At 68.5% G+C, this 16356-nt stretch carries 8 protein-coding genes, 4 pseudogenes and 1 CRISPR repeat array; of the genes and pseudogenes, 5 read left to right on the forward strand and 7 right to left on the reverse strand.

What is annotated here, in order from left to right; all coding sequences use genetic code 11:
• Window positions 1–32 precede the first annotated feature (32 nt).
• The 6 genes and pseudogenes from SALPAC2_RS28470 to SALPAC2_RS0107300 all read right to left on the reverse strand — a co-directional run.
• A pseudogene (locus tag SALPAC2_RS28470) lies at window positions 33–305 on the reverse strand (IS3 family transposase); the annotation flags it as partial.
• Complete coding sequence (locus SALPAC2_RS0107280; protein WP_018215993.1) at window positions 278–577, reverse strand: transposase; 300 nt, start codon at window positions 575–577, stop codon at window positions 278–280. The gene SALPAC2_RS0107280 and the pseudogene SALPAC2_RS28470, both read right to left, overlap by 28 nt.
• 63 nt (window positions 578–640) lie before the next feature.
• Window positions 641–1344: direct repeats of the CRISPR family, unit length 37 nt; unit sequence GCCGCAATGGAGACCGACCGCTACGGGCCGGTGAAGG.
• A gap of 631 nt (window positions 1345–1975) precedes the next feature.
• Complete coding sequence (csb2, locus tag SALPAC2_RS0107285; RefSeq protein WP_018215994.1) at window positions 1976–3397, reverse strand: type I-G CRISPR-associated protein Csb2; 1422 nt, start codon at window positions 3395–3397, stop codon at window positions 1976–1978.
• Complete coding sequence (gene cas7g / locus SALPAC2_RS0107290; protein ID WP_018215995.1) at window positions 3394–4317, reverse strand: type I-G CRISPR-associated RAMP protein Csb1/Cas7g; 924 nt, start codon at window positions 4315–4317, stop codon at window positions 3394–3396. Before cas7g ends, csb2 begins: the two co-directional genes overlap by 4 nt.
• Complete coding sequence (gene cas8g1 / locus SALPAC2_RS0107295) at window positions 4314–6488, reverse strand: type I-G CRISPR-associated protein Cas8g1/Csx17 (RefSeq protein WP_018215996.1); 2175 nt, start codon at window positions 6486–6488, stop codon at window positions 4314–4316. Before cas8g1 ends, cas7g begins: the two co-directional genes overlap by 4 nt.
• Complete coding sequence (locus SALPAC2_RS0107300) at window positions 6488–8887, reverse strand: CRISPR-associated helicase/endonuclease Cas3 (RefSeq protein WP_026184512.1); 2400 nt, start codon at window positions 8885–8887, stop codon at window positions 6488–6490. The genes cas8g1 and SALPAC2_RS0107300 overlap by 1 nt, the downstream gene beginning before the upstream one ends.
• A gap of 828 nt (window positions 8888–9715) precedes the next feature.
• On the opposite strand from SALPAC2_RS0107300, the gene SALPAC2_RS28600 reads away from it, so the two are divergent.
• The 3 genes and pseudogenes from SALPAC2_RS28600 to SALPAC2_RS0107310 form a co-directional block, all read left to right on the forward strand.
• Window positions 9716–9943, forward strand: coding sequence for a hypothetical protein (locus tag SALPAC2_RS28600; RefSeq protein ID WP_449619022.1), 228 nt, complete (start codon window positions 9716–9718; stop codon window positions 9941–9943).
• 694 nt (window positions 9944–10637) lie between these two features.
• Entirely contained in the window at window positions 10638–11522 is an 885-nt protein-coding gene (locus SALPAC2_RS0107305; protein WP_223874173.1) for an ISAs1 family transposase, read from the forward strand.
• A 254-nt stretch (window positions 11523–11776) separates the two neighbouring features.
• Window positions 11777–12351, forward strand: a pseudogene (locus tag SALPAC2_RS0107310) (IS5 family transposase); the annotation flags it as partial.
• Window positions 12352–12371: 20 nt separating this feature from the next.
• Here the strand turns inward: SALPAC2_RS0107310 and SALPAC2_RS24575 are convergent.
• Window positions 12372–13613: pseudogene (locus SALPAC2_RS24575) on the reverse strand (IS110 family transposase).
• Window positions 13614–13955: 342 nt separating this feature from the next.
• Between SALPAC2_RS24575 and SALPAC2_RS25935 the strand changes: the two are divergent.
• Both SALPAC2_RS25935 and SALPAC2_RS0107325 read left to right on the forward strand, forming a co-directional pair.
• A pseudogene (locus SALPAC2_RS25935) lies at window positions 13956–14228 on the forward strand (IS5/IS1182 family transposase); the annotation flags it as partial.
• 168 nt (window positions 14229–14396) lie between these two features.
• Window positions 14397–16331 (forward strand): sensor histidine kinase, encoded by a 1935-nt coding sequence (locus SALPAC2_RS0107325; RefSeq protein ID WP_018216002.1) that lies wholly within the window; start codon window positions 14397–14399, stop codon window positions 16329–16331.
• Window positions 16332–16356 lie beyond the last annotated feature (25 nt).

Here is a 16356-nt window from a genome sequence, read left to right on the forward strand (position 1 = left end):
CCGGAGGCGGCCATAAGCTGCGCGATCGTGTTGTCCGACACCTGCCAGCCCTGCTCGCGCAACTCGATCCCGACGCGAGGGCTGCCGTAGGTGCCGCCTGAGTCGTCGAACACCTTCCTGACCGCAGCCGACAACCGAGCACACCGGCCATCGCGGCGCGTTGACGGCCGGTCACGCCACTTGTAGAACCATGACTCGGACACCCCCAACGCTCGGCAGGCGATCACGTGCGGCACGGAATGCTCGGTCCTCTGGGAAGCGATGAAGGCGGCCACGCTCACCGGCCCGTCGCCTCTTTGACCCACAGGACCACGGATCGCTTGAGAACATCACGCTCCATCGCCAGCTCGGCGTTCTCCCGCCGCAACCGGGCCAGCTCCGCCCGCTCGTCCTCAGTAAGCTGCCCGGCAGCGGCCTCACCGCGCGTCTCACGGTCCCTCTTCACCCAGTTGGCCAGGGTCCCGCTGTTAATCCCCAGATCACGGGCGACCTGTGCGATCGACTTACCCGTCTCCCGCACGATGCGCACCGCGCCCGCGCGGAACTCCGGATCGAACTGGCGTCTCGTCTCAGCCATGAACCTCTATCCCTCAAGCTCTGGCCTCCACGCTACGAGGGGAAGGGCATTCCCGGTTACGCGGCCGCAATGGAGACCGACCGCTACGGGCCGGTGAAGGTGCCATCACAACCTCCTCAGCCCGTCCAGCACGGACCGCCGCAATGGAGACCGACCGCTACGGGCCGGTGAAGGGCAGTGCTTGACATCGTGTTGTGGGGTTGCCAGCCTGCCGCAATGGAGACCGACCGCTACGGGCCGGTGAAGGCGCCTACGCTCGCGACAACCAGCCCGATACTGCCGCCGCCGCAATGGAGACCGACCGCTACGGGCCGGTGAAGGTCGCCGCGGATACACGCACCTACCGGGCCTTCGCGCCTGCCGCAATGGAGACCGACCGCTACGGGCCGGTGAAGGGGACAGCAGGCGGCAGAGATCTTCCAGCAAGTCGCGGCCGCAATGGAGACCGACCGCTACGGGCCGGTGAAGGAGGTGCCGCAGCGCCGAACGGATCCGCGACCGAGACCGGCCGCAATGGAGACCGACCGCTACGGGCCGGTGAAGGCACGTGCCCTGCCCTAGTGGTGCGCCCTGGGCGGCCATGCCGCAATGGAGACCGACCGCTACGGGCCGGTGAAGGGGCGATCTACTGTGAGTGACCCGGCCACTACCCGGGCCGCAATGGAGACCGACCGCTACGGGCCGGTGAAGGGTCGAGCTCGGCGACCTGGTCGGCCTGGCGCCGGTCAACGCCGCAATGGAGACCGACCGCTACGGGCCGGTGAAGGGGCTCGCGAGCAGCGAGGATAGCCACCCATCATTGGCTAAACACTGACCGCCTGCCTGAAATGCTCCTTTGGCCCCCATTCTGAAGCTCGGAACCTACGGCGCATGGAGCACCCACTTCAGGTTCCTAGATCAACTGCAAGGTGCTCACAGAAAGCGAGCGCACGTTTGTGAAGTTCTCAAGGTTCGAGCCCCGGGCCAGACCGATTGTGATTCACGAGCTGCCATTGAACTGATCTCAGCAAGGAACGGACGCTGAGTCCATAGCCCCGACACCGCGTCAGGCCTGCGCGGGAGGTCGCGGCACAGAACTTCTGGGTTGGCCGACGCAACCGCCTTCTTCGCCCCGCCCTTGGACGCCACCCTCGCCCCTTCCCCCGGTTGCCGTCCGAAAATTCTATTGGTGGGCCGGGTAGGCGACAGACTATGCCCCGCCTGGCTCGTGGGCCTGACGTATCCGATCTTCGTCCCGATGGTTGACCGCAGAATATGGTTGGGCCCCGCCAGCTCCCCAGGAATTCGTAGGACAGCCAATGGCAGGTGTCCGGACGAGTAGCTGCGGGCAGTCGCCGTAGCCCGTAGCCCGTAGCCGTTGAGGATGTGCGCTGGCGCGGAACGCGGCAGGGCGGACTGTCATGGTTGGTCGTTGCGATCGTCGGGGACGAAGATTCCGTATCCGAAGTGGCTGAGTTGTCCGAGCAGCAGCGGCCCGGCGACCTCGTCGGGGAACTCCAGCCGCAGGCCGAGCCCCCTGCGTGCTTTGCCGAGATTCTCGGTCATGCGGTAGCGGCGGAACTCCAGCGCCCATCGGTTGGACAGTCCCTCGTCCGGTTCGGTCTGGGTGACCTCGGCCGCGCCGAGTCCTCGGTAGCCCAGCTCACGATGCACATCGGTGGTGAGGTACGTGTCGAGTGCCTCCCGTTTGCGGTACCGCACTGGCAGGTATGGGGTGAGGCTGCGCCACCGTCGCGCCGGCCCGCACAGCTCTGGCGCGACCTGGGCGACCGGTCCGGCGGCTTGCAGCAGCAGATCCGTGGCGGGGAAGCCCTTGACCTCGTACTCGTTCTCGGTGCGGCGGCTGCGCCGCCCGGAGACGCTGCGCACCCCGAGGATTGTCGCTACCTCGGTCGGTGTCAGCCCCGCGGGTACCCACACGAGCAGGGCGCCGACGGTGGCGCCCCGGTGATGGCCATCAGGGATGGGCAGCCAGTGGGCATGCTGGTGATCGGTGGCGGCTCCGCCGTGGCCGAGCACGGCCTCACGGCCACCGTCCAGTCTGCGTGTGACCTGACGGTGCACTTCGTCGGCGAGCAGCACTGCGTGGGTGGCCTTGAACGGGGCCCGTGGCAGTACGGCGAACCGAAGCGCGTGCACGCCGCCGATCGGCTGTCGTGGTGGGGCCGTTGCCGTGTGGGTGGAGGTACGGGCGTAGCTCAGCCACGTCGTCTCCGGTGGCATGGTACGCCGCTGTTTGCGGATGCCTACGGTGGTCAGTTCGAGGATCGGCCGGCGGATCGGACGAGCGGGGGCGAGCAGGCGTATCCGTTGCAGGCCGTTGGCTGCCGGGCGCCACCACGTGTCGTCTGGCGTCGGGGCGCTTTCGAGCAGCCGGGCCTCGCAAACCGAGTCGGCCCGGCCGAGGTATGGCAGCAGTTCGGCCAGCTTGGCCAGCACTTGGCGCTGCTCGCCGGTCAGGTCCGTATCCCAGTGCACCAGCAGGTCCTCGTCTGGCGACACTGACAGGTACGGATCGAGTGTCAGGTCCGTCCCGCCTGTCTCGCCCTTCTTGTGGTCAAGGTCAGGCAGGTAGTGGCGGGTGTGTGCGGCGCGCGTGGGTGGCGTCCAGTACGACGGAGAGTCACCGAGGGCTTCGAGCAGCCCGTCCAGTACCGGAGCCGGTAGGTCCGGCCAGCGTGTGTACCAGGTCGCGACCAGGGCGCGCATGAGCCGCCACGGGGACGGCGGCCACTCCACTGCACCTTCGTTGACGCTCCGGTCCCATGGTGTGGCGTGGTATCGGCCCAGCGGGAAGCGGACCGCGAGGGTGATGCTCATCCCTTGGCCCGTCCGGTCCAGGTGACCGTGGTGACCGGGGCAAGTTCGTCACCGCACTCCCCGAGGAGCTTGGCGACCCGACCGGCGGCGTCAGCGGTGTCCGGGCGCTCGCCCAACACCGCGACGATGTCAAGGTCGCAGGCGGTGCGCAGCCGCAACCCGCCGTCCAGCAGGCTGCCGATCTCGTAGTCGATCAACGCCGTCAGCAGGGCGGTGCCCGCCTTCGACAACCCGTACGAGCGCACCTGGGAGTGGTCGATGGCGAAGTAGGCGGTGATCCGGCCCGCGGTGTACTCTACCCGGTGGTGCGGCACCGTTCCGTAGCCCTCGGCGGTCGCACCGTCCTTGGCCTCGTTGATGACGACGTCGCGTTTGACGCCGCCGCTGACGGCTGGGCGCACGTCGTACGCCTCGATGAAACTGGTCACCGCGCGGGCGATCTTCGGCTGCCAGGGCCACGCCTTGCGGGCGAAGAAGACACCGTGCACCAGCGATACCGGGTCGAGCGCGAAGCAGGCACGCGCCACCGCGCGGTGGTCCAGTGGCCGTCCGGCCTGCAGGCCCAGGCGGCCACGCATCCAGTCCTCGCCCTTGACACCGTCGATCGTGCCGGACATGACGTACGCGGAGGCGAGCCGGTGGGCTTCCAGACGACTCGACGACAGAAACGCGCCGGATCCGTCGACGACCTTGACGTATGGCAGGCCGGCCAGCGCCTCGGCTTGGTCCGCGCGGGCGTCGTCCCAGGTGGCGGCTTCCAGCCGGTTGGCCATTGACTGGGCCGACTCGACGAGCAGCGCGCGGCCGTCGCCCGAGTCGAACTCGGCGGCCCCGAGGTCGGGAAAGCCGGTCGGCTGGAATCGGGAGCCGACCAGCGGGCGCAGTTCGACCTTGAGCACCGTACGGGCGTTGGTGGTCACGAACTCTCCTCTACCAGTTGCGGGACGCTGTCGTCCGGGTTGTCGGGCATATGGGTGTCGGCGGCTTCTTCGGCGCGGATCGGTGTGGCGAGGTGGCATGCCAGCACCCGTTGCGGCTGCCGGCACCGGGGTACGAGCGCGGCGGCGATGGCGACGCCGTCGGCGTGGATCTGCTCCGGTCGGGGTACGGCCCGCCAACCGGCCTGCCGTAGCCGGCGGACCGCGTCGTCGTGCACGGTGGTGAGCTGACCGGCGGCCAGCCGCGCCGCCCAGTCGGGGCCAAGCCCCAATCGAGGTGTGTCCCGTTCTCGGTCCAGCTTGGGGGCGAGACCGGCGGCGAACGGGTGTAACAGGCCGAGGGTGGGCATGGGCACCGGGGGCCGACCGGGGTCTGCCCATTCGTGGCGGACACCGTCCCAGCGCAGGGCGAGGCAGGCGCGCAGCCACAGGTCGAGCAGGTCATCGTTGAGTTGACCCGGCGTGGCGAAGGCGTGCAGATCCGCGTCGGGGACCGCGATCCCGGTGCGGAAGGTCGGCGTGCCCCGAAACGCGTCACTGTGGTGCCTCTCCTGGGTGGCGGTACGGCTGCGCCAGGTCAGCACGTCGGCCAACACCGTGCGCAGCGGCCGCAGGCCGTAGCCGGCGATGACCGGGGTGTCCCGCCACCGCAGATCCGGGTCGATGGGCAACAGGATCTGTCGCATGCTCCGGGCCGGCTGGCGATCCGCGTCCGGGCCGGGACGGGTGGTGCAGGAGGCGATACCGACGGCGACCCGCAGTTCCGGGCATTCGGCCTCGCCGAGCACAGGAAGGAAATCGTGTGCCCACGGCGGCTTGCGTACCCTGGCGTTGTCCCGTGCCCGTCCGCTGCGCCCAACGGCCAGTTCCAGGTTGGTCACTGCCGCCAGCAGGCGAGCCAGCGACAGCGGACCGCCGTCGCGGGCGAAGGCCAGGTGCGCAGCGTCGAAGCCGCGCACGGCCCGGCCGACCGCCGTGGATGCCGCACCCCGGCGTAACCAGGACGCCCAGTCCTCCAGCCGCGCGGCGAGCCGCACCTCGGGACTGCTACGCACGGTGAGATGCTCGACCGGTACGGCCACGTAGGCCAGGCCGTTGCGCTGGTGCAGGCCGTATCGGACGAAGCCGGTCACCCCTCGGGCGACGCCCAGGGTTCGGGTGGCCGCGTAGAACTCGACGGCCTGCCGGGCTGGCCGTCCGCGCCAGGACGCCCTCGCCTCGGCGAAGAGCTGGCGGACCTCCGCAAGGGTGAATGGTTCCTCCCACACCGGCGCCCACACCTCGCCGCGAGATGTCTCCCCTGCGGCGCCGCTGGCCGAGCCGTCCGGCGCCGCGAATACCGTGAACGGCATCGCCGCCCGCCCGGCCGCGTGCTGGTGGCGACGAGTGGCGCTGGAGGCGAAGAGCAAGGCACCCTCGACCAGCAGGATGAACTGCCACGGGTTCACGACCGAATCGGCTCCGCCGAACGGCGAGGAGCTGCGGCCGCCCGCCGCCGCCGGGTCGAACTGTCCCACCGGTGCGGGGTGCAACCGTTGCGTCTGTGTCCCGGCGACAAGGTCACGGGCCTGGCCGAGGGAACGCGCACGATCCCTGATCGCCGGATCGAGCACGTCCAGCAGGCGTTGGTGGAAGGTGGTGGAGAAGTCCAACCGGCCGTCGTTGCCCCCCGTGCCGAGCAGCGGCGGGAAGTGCACCTGGTCAGCGGCGAGTACCACGGCGGCATCGATCCACGGCAGCAACTCGTCGGGGCAGCGGTTGCGGAACTCGCGGACGGCCCGTTCTTTCGTCCAGCCCGCCGACGATCGGTACTTCTCGCCGACAGAGGTGGCCGCCGGCAGCGCGCGGCGAAACACGTCCAGCCGCGGAGAGGGATGCGCGGCTAACGCGGCGAGGGTCTGCTTCGGGGTTCTGTCTTTGGCACCGAATCCGCTGCCCTCGTTCCAAGGGCTGAGCACCGGCGTGGGCACATACTGGTCAACCAACCACGCCGCGGTGTCCTCCACCGTCGTGGTCAGGACCAGCCCGCCGTCGGTCCACCGGGCGGTGAGATTCGGGTCGGCCTGCTCACCAAGCATGCGGATCAGGCCCAGCCCGGCGAGGTAGGAGGCCAGCGGAGCCGGACGCAACCCGGGTAGGACATGGCGGGCCATCAAGCTGCCTCCCCCATACCGGCGCTGGCCCGCCAGTCAGCGACCCTTACCAGAGTCTCCAAATACGCGAGGACGAACGGGCCGTACCGGTCGCGCAGCTCGAGGGCCGTGCGGGTCCAGGAACTGTCGCCGCCGAAGCTGAACTGGTCGAGGTCGACGGTCAACTCCCCGGCCGGCTGGCCGAGCAGGTCGGGGACCTGTACGGTTTCGCCGTTCTTGAGACCGAGCAGCGTCTCGGCGTCGGTGTCATCGGGTCCACGTACCTGAAGTCGCAGCTTGCCGTGGTGCGCAAGCACGAGGTAGCGAACCAGGTCCGGGACGTCGGCGCTCTCCAGCAGAGCGCGCAGCGGCCCGTCCAGCAGGAGAAGGGAGACCAGTTCGTGTCGAAAACTGCCGTCCCGGGGAAAGTTCAGCCGTCCGTTGACGGCCGATTTCGCCCACGGCCGGCCCAACTCGACCCGTTCCCGCTCCTCCCTCGGCGCGAGCGCGCACAACGCCTCCTGCCAGGCATCGTGGCACTTGCCGGCATCGTGCGCGTACCCGGCGGCTACCACCGCCCGCTTCACCGCGGCCGGCAGTGACGGCTGGAGCGCGGCGAGCAGCGCCTCGCACTGCCCACGCACGTCGTCGCTGTGCTGATCCAGCGGCAGCCACTCCCGCTGGGCGACACTCGCGTCGTCCTGCTGGTAGGCATCCTCGCCGCCCGAGGCCGGATCGGTGCCGGCGGCGGGATTCGGCCTGGCGTCCAGCGACGGGCAGTCGGCCACGGGCTTCTTGACCGACGAGTCGAGGCCGACCTGCGGGTCGTACCCGCCGTACTTGGCCGACACGACCAGCACCTCGCCTGGCCTGGCCGGCTGGCCTTCGGTGACCTGCGCCCACTGGCCGGCAGCCTGGTCGAAGCGCCACACGACCGCGCCCCGGTTACGCAGCGCCTTCAGCTCGCCGAGCGGCACCCGGCAACGCCACTCGGCCGGTGGCGCTTTCGCCTCAGCCGGCGGCCGGCCGGTGGTGTCGGTCGGCGTCCAGTCCCCCCAGGCGAGCTGCACATCCAGGTCGTCGGCGTCACGCACGTAAGGTGCGACGTCCAGATCGGCACCGGCGAGGTCGGGGGCCGTGTCGAATAAACTGAGCAGGTCCCCTCGGCGGATGACCGAGATCTCCGGTTCAGTGACCGCCACCTGTCGGGCCAGCAGCTCCTCCCCCGTGACACCGACCCCCTCCAGCCCGGCCAACTCGTCGACCGCCGCCTCAATGTCAGCCCGTTCATACGGGCTATGCTTCGCCGGCGGCAGCCACCACAGCTCGGCGTAAGCCACCCGCCCCGTCCGGTTACACCGCCCAGCGCGCTGCACCACAGACGGCCACGGCGCCGCCTCGGTGACCAGCACCGCCGCGCTGATGTCCACACCCGCTTCGACAACCTGCGTGGAGACGACGATTCGGCCGAGCTCGCCAGGCTCGGCGACTACCTGCCCAACCAGCCGCTCACGCTCGACACCACGGAACCGGGAATGCAGTAACGTACGGGGCGCTGCGCTATCGCGAAGCGCGGTGTAAACGCCTCTGGCGGTGGCCACCGTGTTGACCACGACGAGGGTCAACGTGCCCGGCCGGTGTCGATCCCGCACCGCCCCAGCAATCGCCTTGTGATCACCTGGCTCGGCCGGCAACCGGCGGATCGTCCGCTTAGCGTTCAGCCTCGTCGCCAGCTCACCAACCCGTTCCTCCGGAACGATACGCAAAACATCGCCGATGCCGGGCAGCGGATTGTCCACCGTGTCCAACAGCGATTCGGAAACTGTGGCCGACATGCACGTCAACGCCAACGGCTCCGCCGTCGGCCATCCACTCCCCGCTGCCGCCACAAACCCAGCGAGCTGACGCAACGTCGTCGTCGACTCCCGGCAAAGCTGAACCTCATCGATGATCCACTGCGCACCGTTGGTCACCAACGCGAAGTCGATCGGATACACGGCCCGACTGATGCCATAGCCCCGGTTGAGCGCCTTACTGACCAACGAGTCGACCGTACCCACCACAATCGCGGGACGGTGCATGTCCAACCGCCACTGACGCTGGGTGCGCCCTTCACCCCCCATCACCACATGCAGGGCAACTTCATCGGAAAGGCCGAGACTGGTTAACCATCTGCGAACCTCAGCAGCCACCTGCTCGACCAACGTGCGCTGCGGCAGAGCGAAGACCAGCCGTCGCGGCGTGCCTTCCCGCACAGGGCCGTGCAGCCGCCGCCACAACCACGCCAAAATGACAGCCGTCTTACCCGAACCGGTCGGCGCCTGAACCACCGCCGGTAGACCATCGCGCGCTAGCCGAGCCTGATAACCGTACGGAGGCACACCGGTCGCTTGCTCGAAAAAGGCCTCAAAAGAGGGCATCGACACTCCCTGCAAGGGGGCGGAGTTCGGTGGAGGTCACCCGCATCGCTACTTACCCGAGGACCTTGACGAACGGTCAATCTACTCTGAATTTCCTGCATACCTGTCGCGCGACCTGCATCTAATCTACGTCCGATTGCCGACAGAAAGATCGGAGCCCTGACCTAGGGCCAGGGACATGCATCCGATCCACAAGAGGTCGCACGACCTGCATCGCCCCAACGGAGCACGGCACCGTCACAAACAGAGCCGGGACTGAGCGACACCGGAAGAAGGTAGCAGCACTGGACCGACCTTCGCTTGACGCGCGACTCTACTCGCCCACACCTCCCCCGCGAGTACGAGCGGCGGCGACACACAGACCAACAGCTACCCATCCACTCCCCGAAAGGACCAGCCGCAATGGACACCGACCGCTACCGACCGGTAAAGGCATGGCATGCCGGGGAGGACGCAGACCACATCGCTCGTCGCCGCAATGGAGAGCAACCACTATGGGCCGATGGAGAGACCTGGACGCCCACACCCACCGGCTGGAACACCACAAGGCCGCAATGGAGACCGGCCGCTACGAGCCAGTGAAGGCCGAAGCCGACCGCGGTCACGGAGGCCGTACCGTTGGGCTTGCCGCAATGGAGACCGACCGCTACGGGCCAGTGAAGGGCAGGGCAGCATCCTCGTCCCCGTTGGGGTCTTCGCAGCCGCAATGGAGACCGACCGCTACGGGCGGTGAAGGCGTACTCGGCGAGCCCGGAACCGTGGCGCCGGTAACGCCGCAATGGAAACCGACCGCTACGGGCCGGTGAAGGTGCCACGGCTGGCTACCCCGTGGCAGGACACCGTCTCGCCGCAATGGAGACCGACCGCTACGGGCCGGTGAAGGCCCGTTTCGAGGTCGTGCACATAGCTCTTGCCGCAGCCGCAATGGAGACCGACCGCTACGGGCCGGTGAAGGGCGGTCGGCAGCGTCGGGTTGTCGGCGAGCCGGAAACTGCCGCAATGGAGACCGACCGCTACGGGCCGGTGAAGGACGACCTGGTCGGATCCGGCCGTTGAGCCGGAGGTCGGGCCGCAATGGAGACCGACCGCTACGGGCCGGTGAAGGCTGTTCGACGCCGAAACCACCATCGACCTGGACTGGCCGCAATGGAGACCGACCGCTACGGGCCGGTGAAGGAACGGTGGTGGTGCACGTGGCAGGGAGCGTCACAGCGGCCGCAATGGAGACCGACCGCTACGGGCCGGTGAAGGGGCTCGGGAGCAGCGAGGATAGCCACCCATCATTGGCTAGACACTGACCGCCTGCCCGAATTGCTACTTTGGCCCCCATTCTGAAGCTCGGAACCTACGGCGCATGGAGCACCCACTTCAGGTTCCTAGATCAACTGCAAGGTACTTACAGAAAGCGAGCGCGCGTTTTGTGAAGTTGTCAAGGTTCGAGCCCCGGGCCAGACCGATTGTGATTCACGAGCTGCCATTGAACTGATCCCAGCAAGGAACGGACGCTGAATCCATAGCCCCGACACCGCGTCAGGCCTGCACGGGAGGTCGCGACACAGAACTTCTGGGTTGGCCGCCGCAACCGCCTTCTTCGCCCCGCCCTTGGACGCCACCCTCGCCCCTTCTCCCGGTTGCCGTCCGAAAATTCTATTGGTGGGCCGGGTAGGCGACAGACCAGGGTCATTGCGTTGTCGGGTAGCTGCTGGTCACGACGGTGATCCGGTTCTGTGATCGGCGGTTGGCTTGGCGGGTGGCGCGGGCGATGTTGGCGGTGGCGGTCTGCGCCGTCATGGCCGGGGCGTCGTCGTTCGCCGCAGTCACGGACTGGCTGCACGACCTGGACGAACAGGCCCAGCGTCGGCTCGGGTTCACTGCAGGAGTGCCGGTCGGCAGCACTGTCTGGCGGCTGCTGACGCGCCTGGACGACGTGCTGCTCGGCACCGTCCTGGTCAGCTGGCTGCGTACCCGCACTCCCGTCGAGGTGACCACACCGCGGCGGTACCGCACGGTGGTCGCCATCGACGGCAAGACGCTACGCGGCGCCCGCACCGGCGGCGGCCGTCAGGTGCATCTGCTGTCCGCCCTGGACACCACCACCGGGATCGTGCTCGCCCAGGTCACCGTGGACACGAAGAGCGATGAGATCACGTCGTTCGCCCCGCTGCTCAACGCCGTCGAACAGGTTCTCGGCTCCCTGGCCGGGGTGCTGTTCATCGCCGACGCCCTGCACACCCAGACCGGACACGCCGACGAGGTCACCGCCCGCCGAGCGCACCTGCTCGTGCAGGTAAAGGCCAACCAGCCGACTCTGTTCAAGCAGCTCAAACGACTGCCTTGGGCGCAGATCCCGGCCGGTGACCGCACCCACGACCGCGGTCACGGCCGCCGTGAGACCCGCACCGTCAAAGCCGTCACCGTCGCCACCCCCGGCGGCATCACCTTCCCACACGCCCAACAGGCCGTCCGGATCACCCGCACCCGTATCGCCGCTGGTAAGACCAGCCGCGATACCGCCTACCTGACCGTGTCACTCCCCGCAGGCCAAGCCCTACCCCGCGGCCTGCAGAGCTGGATCCGCCGCCACTGGCACATCGAGAACAAGATCCACCACGTCCGCGACGTGACGTTCCGTTAAGACCTCCCCCAAGCCCGGACAGGCACCGGACCCGCCGTCATCGCGATCCTGCGTAACACCGCGATCGGCCGGCACCGCACCGCCGGCGCGACCAACATCGCCCGCGCCACCCGCCAAGCCAACCGCCGATCACACGATCTGGTTTGCGCAGCTCATCGACAGTCACGACTTCGGTCACGCGCCCAGGTTGGGGCGCCGACGCGGTTGGCCTAGGCGGTGTCTTCAAAGGATCTTGGTGTCGGATGATGTAGCGCGTGGGTCGTCGCTACGAGTTGTCTGACGTCGAGTGGGAAGCGCTGTCGAGGTACCTGCCGTCGGCGGTGACGGGTGGTCGGCCTCGGGTCGATGACCGGAGAGTGCTCAACGGGATCGTGTGGAAGATCCGAGCCGGGGCGGCGTGGCGGGACGTGCCCGCCCGCTACGGATCCTGGCAATCGATCTACACCCGTTTCCGCAGGTGGGCCCTGGACGGGACATTCGAGCGGATGCTGTCCGGGGTCCAGGTCGACGCGGACGCTGCCGGTGACATCGACTGGCTGGTCTCGGTCGACTCGACCATCGTGCGAGCCCACCAGCACGCCGCCGGCGCTAAAGGGGGCGGCGAGAAACGGACGAACCACAAGATCACGCCCTCGGTCGATCTCGAGGTGGACTGACCACCAAGATTCACCTCGCCTGCGACGGCCTGGGCCGAACCCTGGCGTTCGTGCTCTCCGGCGGCAACGTCAACGACTGCACCCGCTTCACTCAGGTCCTCGCCGACATCCGTGTCGAGCGGTCGGGTCCCGGCCGGCCTCGCGTGCGCCCGGACCACGTCATCGCCGACAAGACATCCCACGCAATTTGGTGTCAAGCTGCGGTGGGTAGCTGTTGTGGTTGGGGTGGGGTGAAGGCGGTTGTCTCCTGGTAGAGCTGTCGGGTTTGCAGGCAGTGGTGAAGGCAGCCAAGGAGCCGGTTGGACAGGTGGCGCAGGGCGGCGGTGTGGCCGTCGCCGGCGGTTCGTCGGCGTTGGTAGTGAGCGTGGGCGCCGGGGGAGGCGGTGAGGGCGGAGAAGGCCCAGAGATGGCTGGCGTGGGCGAGGCGCTGGTTTTTCACTCGTCGGTGCATGACGATCAGGCTCTTGCCGGAGGCGCGGGTGATCGGGGCGGAACCGGCATACGATTTCAGTGCTCGTGTATCAGCGAAGCGGGATCGGTCGTCTCCGATTTCGGCGAGTACCCGGGCGCCGATGAGTCGACCGAGGCCTGCGAAGCTGGTGATGATCTCGGCGTCCGGGTGTTGATCAAAAGACTGTTCTGCGGCCGTGGCCAGGTCTTCGGCGTTGAGGCAGGCGGTGTCCAACGCGCGCAGTAGGGCTAGGGCTTGTCGTCCCATGGCCTGTTCGACCAGGGGTGGCTGGTGCAGGGTTGCGGTGGCCAGGGCTTGGTGCAGTCGGTCAGCTTCGGCGGTGACGCCTCGTTGCCGGCCGGCTCGTCGTAGGGCGTCGGCGAGGTCGTCTGGGGTCAGTGTCGCTGCCTGGGTGGGGGTGGGCGCTGCGGCGAGTACGGCGCGCGCTTCGGGGCGGGTGATCCCGCCGCGGGCGTCGCGGAAGGCCAGCAGGAACGTCGGGTAGTACTCGCGCAGCAGTGAGCGCAGTTTGTTGTGGGCTTGGGTTCGATCCCATACGGCGTCTTGTTGCGCACGGGCGAGAACTGCGATCGCCTGGACGAGTTCGGAGTCGTTGGGCAGCGGCCGGTGCACGGCCATGTCGGTGCGCAGAATGTTGGCCAGGACCACCGCGTCGACATGGTCGGACTTGGTGCGTGAGACGGTGTATCGGTCTCAGTAACGAGCGACCGCGACCGGGTTGATCGCGTAGATCTGCCGGCCGGTTGCCCGCAGGCAAGCCACCAGCAAACCCCGGGAGGTCTCGATCGCCACGGGGATCGGCTGTTGCGGGTTGTCACCGGCGTCGGCGAGCAGGTCGATCAGCTGCCGGTAACCGGCCGCGTCATCACCGATTTTCAGCCGTGCGATCAACCCGCCGCTGTCGTTGACGATCGCGACGTCGTGGTGTTCCTCGGCCCAGTCAATTCCGCAATAAACAGTCATAGGCATCAACCCCTCGTAGGTGATATCTGAGATTCGGGCGGGCCTGCCACGATCACGCCGCGACCTAATGAAAGGACTCTCGGTCCACCATCCCACCAGCGTTGAAGTAACCGTGGACGCCCGCGTGGCCCTCCATCGTTGTCGAAGGATTCGATGATCCAGGCCTGTCCAGAGGTGGCCCACGCGAACGGCTCAAGCCAGTGACTACCACTGCGCAAGGGCCGGTCCTGCCAGGACCCGCCGTGTCGGATCGGTCTTGTCGAAGCGCTCACCGCGCGGGCTACAACGCGAGATCTCCGAACGAGCCCCGGGCAAGACCAGCCCTTGCATGCTCATTAGGGCTACAGCTCCAAAGCCATCCGCGTCGACCTACGCCGACGCGGCATCGGGCACACCATCCCAGAACGCGCTGACCAGCAGGCCAACCGCCGCCGACGAGGCAGCCGAGGCGGCCGGCCACCAGCGTTCGACAAGCAGCTTTACAAACGGCGCAACGTCGTCGAACGCTGCTTCAACCGGCTCAAGCAGTGCCGCAGCCTCGCGACGCGCTACGACAAGACAGCGACCTCATACCGGGCCACCGTCACCATCGCCGCGCTACTCCAATGGTTATGAACCTTTGAAGACACGGCCTAAGGCCCATCGAGCCGCTCTGGGGAAGCGAATCCGATCTCTAGGGGGCACTAGGGGCCCCACGCTCCGTCCGGTCATGGCGGATGTAGCGATGGCGGATGCTGCGACACTGAAACTGACACCGATGCAGGGTGCGATGCGGAGGTAAGCGTGCGGCAACGGCTGATGGCATTGGTGCGCGGGCTTGCGCTCACCGCGCTGGCGGTCGTGGGTGTCGTCGTGTTGATCCTGTCCTGGACCCTGACTCTGCTCGGCGTGCTGTCTGCGACCACGGCGGCTCGGCGCTTCACCGGCCTGATACGGCGGCTGGTGCGACGCTGGTGCGGGCCCACGATCGAAAGTCCGTACCGGCCAGCTCCCCCGCCGCCACAACCGGATGCGCGCGGCCGCTACCGGCTGGGCAACCAGCTGTTCCGCTCGCCCGCCCTGCCCTCCTACCAACACCGGAGCCGGTGGCTCGCGACCGATTCCGCCACCCACCGCGACAACGCCTTCCTACTGCTCGCTCCCGTCGTCGCCGCCGTCACCGCGTTGCTCCCCACCGCGCTCGTCGGCGGTGGCGCCCTGCTGGCCGCGGTCCGCGTCCCGGGGTCGTCCGGGTGGGCGGCTGTTTCGGCGGGAGCGACGCTAGCCGTGCTCGGCGTCGCGATCGCCCCCGGTGCGACGGCGGCGTACGGGCACTTCGCCGCTCGCCTGCTGGGGCCGACGGGGCGGACCCAGGCGCGGTCGGGGGCGCACCGGGCGATGACCGCGGTGCTGCGGGGACTCACGGCGCTGGGCGGGGTCACAGTCGCGACGCTGCTCGCCGGTCCCAACCTCCTTCTCGCCGTGCTCGTCACGGCGACTCTGCCGCTCGGCGGGGGCTGGCTGCTACCGGCGGCCCAGCGGGTCGCCCGGCCCGCGGTCTCTGCGCAGAGGCGGCTGCTGAGTCGGTGGGCGGGTCACCCAGTCGTCGATCCCTACCTCCCCGCGCCCGCCCCCCCGACGCCACGCCGCGACGGGCTCTACGAGGGCGGTCGTACCCTCTATGACTCGCCGCACCCGGTCGAGCGGTTGGCACGCTACGCGTGGGTGATGCGGGATCCGGCGACGTGGCGTGACCTGGCCTGGACCGCCGTGCAACCACTCACCGCCGTGGTCACCGGCACGATCGTCGCCGCCACCGGCTACGCAGCAGTGGCGCTGGTGTGGCCGTGGGTGTGGTACCTCCCGACCCGCCCGTGGCTGGATTACGACCCCGCCGAAGCGTGGAACGGGCTCCTCAGGGCCGTGGGTCTGCCGGCGGGCACTTCCGCGGTCATCGGTCTCGTCGTCGGGCTGGCCGTGGTCGCGGCCGGGTTGCTGGTTGCACCCGCTGTGCTGCGGAATATCGGGTGGGTCGGCGTCAAGCTGCTCTCCCCCACCGCCTCCGCGGTCCTCGCTCGGCGGGTGCAGGAGCTCTCCCACTCCCGATCGACCGTCAACCGTTCGCAGGTGGCCGAACTGCGCCGCATCGAGCAGGACCTGCACGACGGCGTGCAGGCAGGCCTCGTGTCGATCGGCATGCAGCTCGACACCGTCGAGCTGCTGCTCGACACCGACCCCGTTCGGGCTCGCGAGGTGATCGGCGACGCCCGTCGCGGGCTGCGCCGAACCCTGTCGGACCTCCGTGCCGTCGTCCGCGACATCCTGCCGCCGGTACTGGCCGAGCGCGGGCTCGGCGAGGCGGTTCGAGCGCTGGCGCTGGACACCCCGCTCGATGTCGACGTCGACGTCGACGTGCCGGGCCGCGCCGAGGCAGCGGTGGAGTCAGCGGTCTACTTCGCACTGCGGGAGCTGCTGACCAATGTCGCCAAACACGCCGCAACCGACCAGGTGCGGCTCACGCTGCGGTTCAAGGGTGGACATCTTGAGGGCTCGGTTCGCGACGATGGCGCGGGCGGTGCCGACCCGGCGCGCGGTACGGGCATGCAGGGGCTGCGCCGGAGGCTCGCGGCGTTCGACGGCGAGCTGACCGTGATCAGCCCTCTGGGCGGCCCCACCGAGGTGACGCTGCGCGTGCCGTGCGAGAGCTGGGAGCAGGATCCGTACTGCCGGAACGGGTAATCGGCGGCGGCACTAGGATTGGTGT

Source organism: Salinispora vitiensis, assembly GCF_000378825.1.
GTDB classification, from domain to species: domain Bacteria; phylum Actinomycetota; class Actinomycetes; order Mycobacteriales; family Micromonosporaceae; genus Micromonospora; species Micromonospora vitiensis.

What these genes read in the sequence shown, in the direction of transcription:
- csb2 (WP_018215994.1), bottom strand. Translation starts at nt 3,397, where the DNA reads ATGAGCATCACCCTCGCGGTCCGCTTCCCGCTGGGCCGATACCACGCC.
- SALPAC2_RS0107280 (WP_018215993.1), bottom strand. Translation starts at nt 577, where the DNA reads ATGGCTGAGACGAGACGCCAGTTCGATCCGGAGTTCCGCGCGGGCGCG.
- cas8g1 (WP_018215996.1), bottom strand. Translation starts at nt 6,488, where the DNA reads ATGGCCCGCCATGTCCTACCCGGGTTGCGTCCGGCTCCGCTGGCCTCC.
- SALPAC2_RS0107300 (WP_026184512.1), bottom strand. Translation starts at nt 8,887, where the DNA reads ATGCCCTCTTTTGAGGCCTTTTTCGAGCAAGCGACCGGTGTGCCTCCG.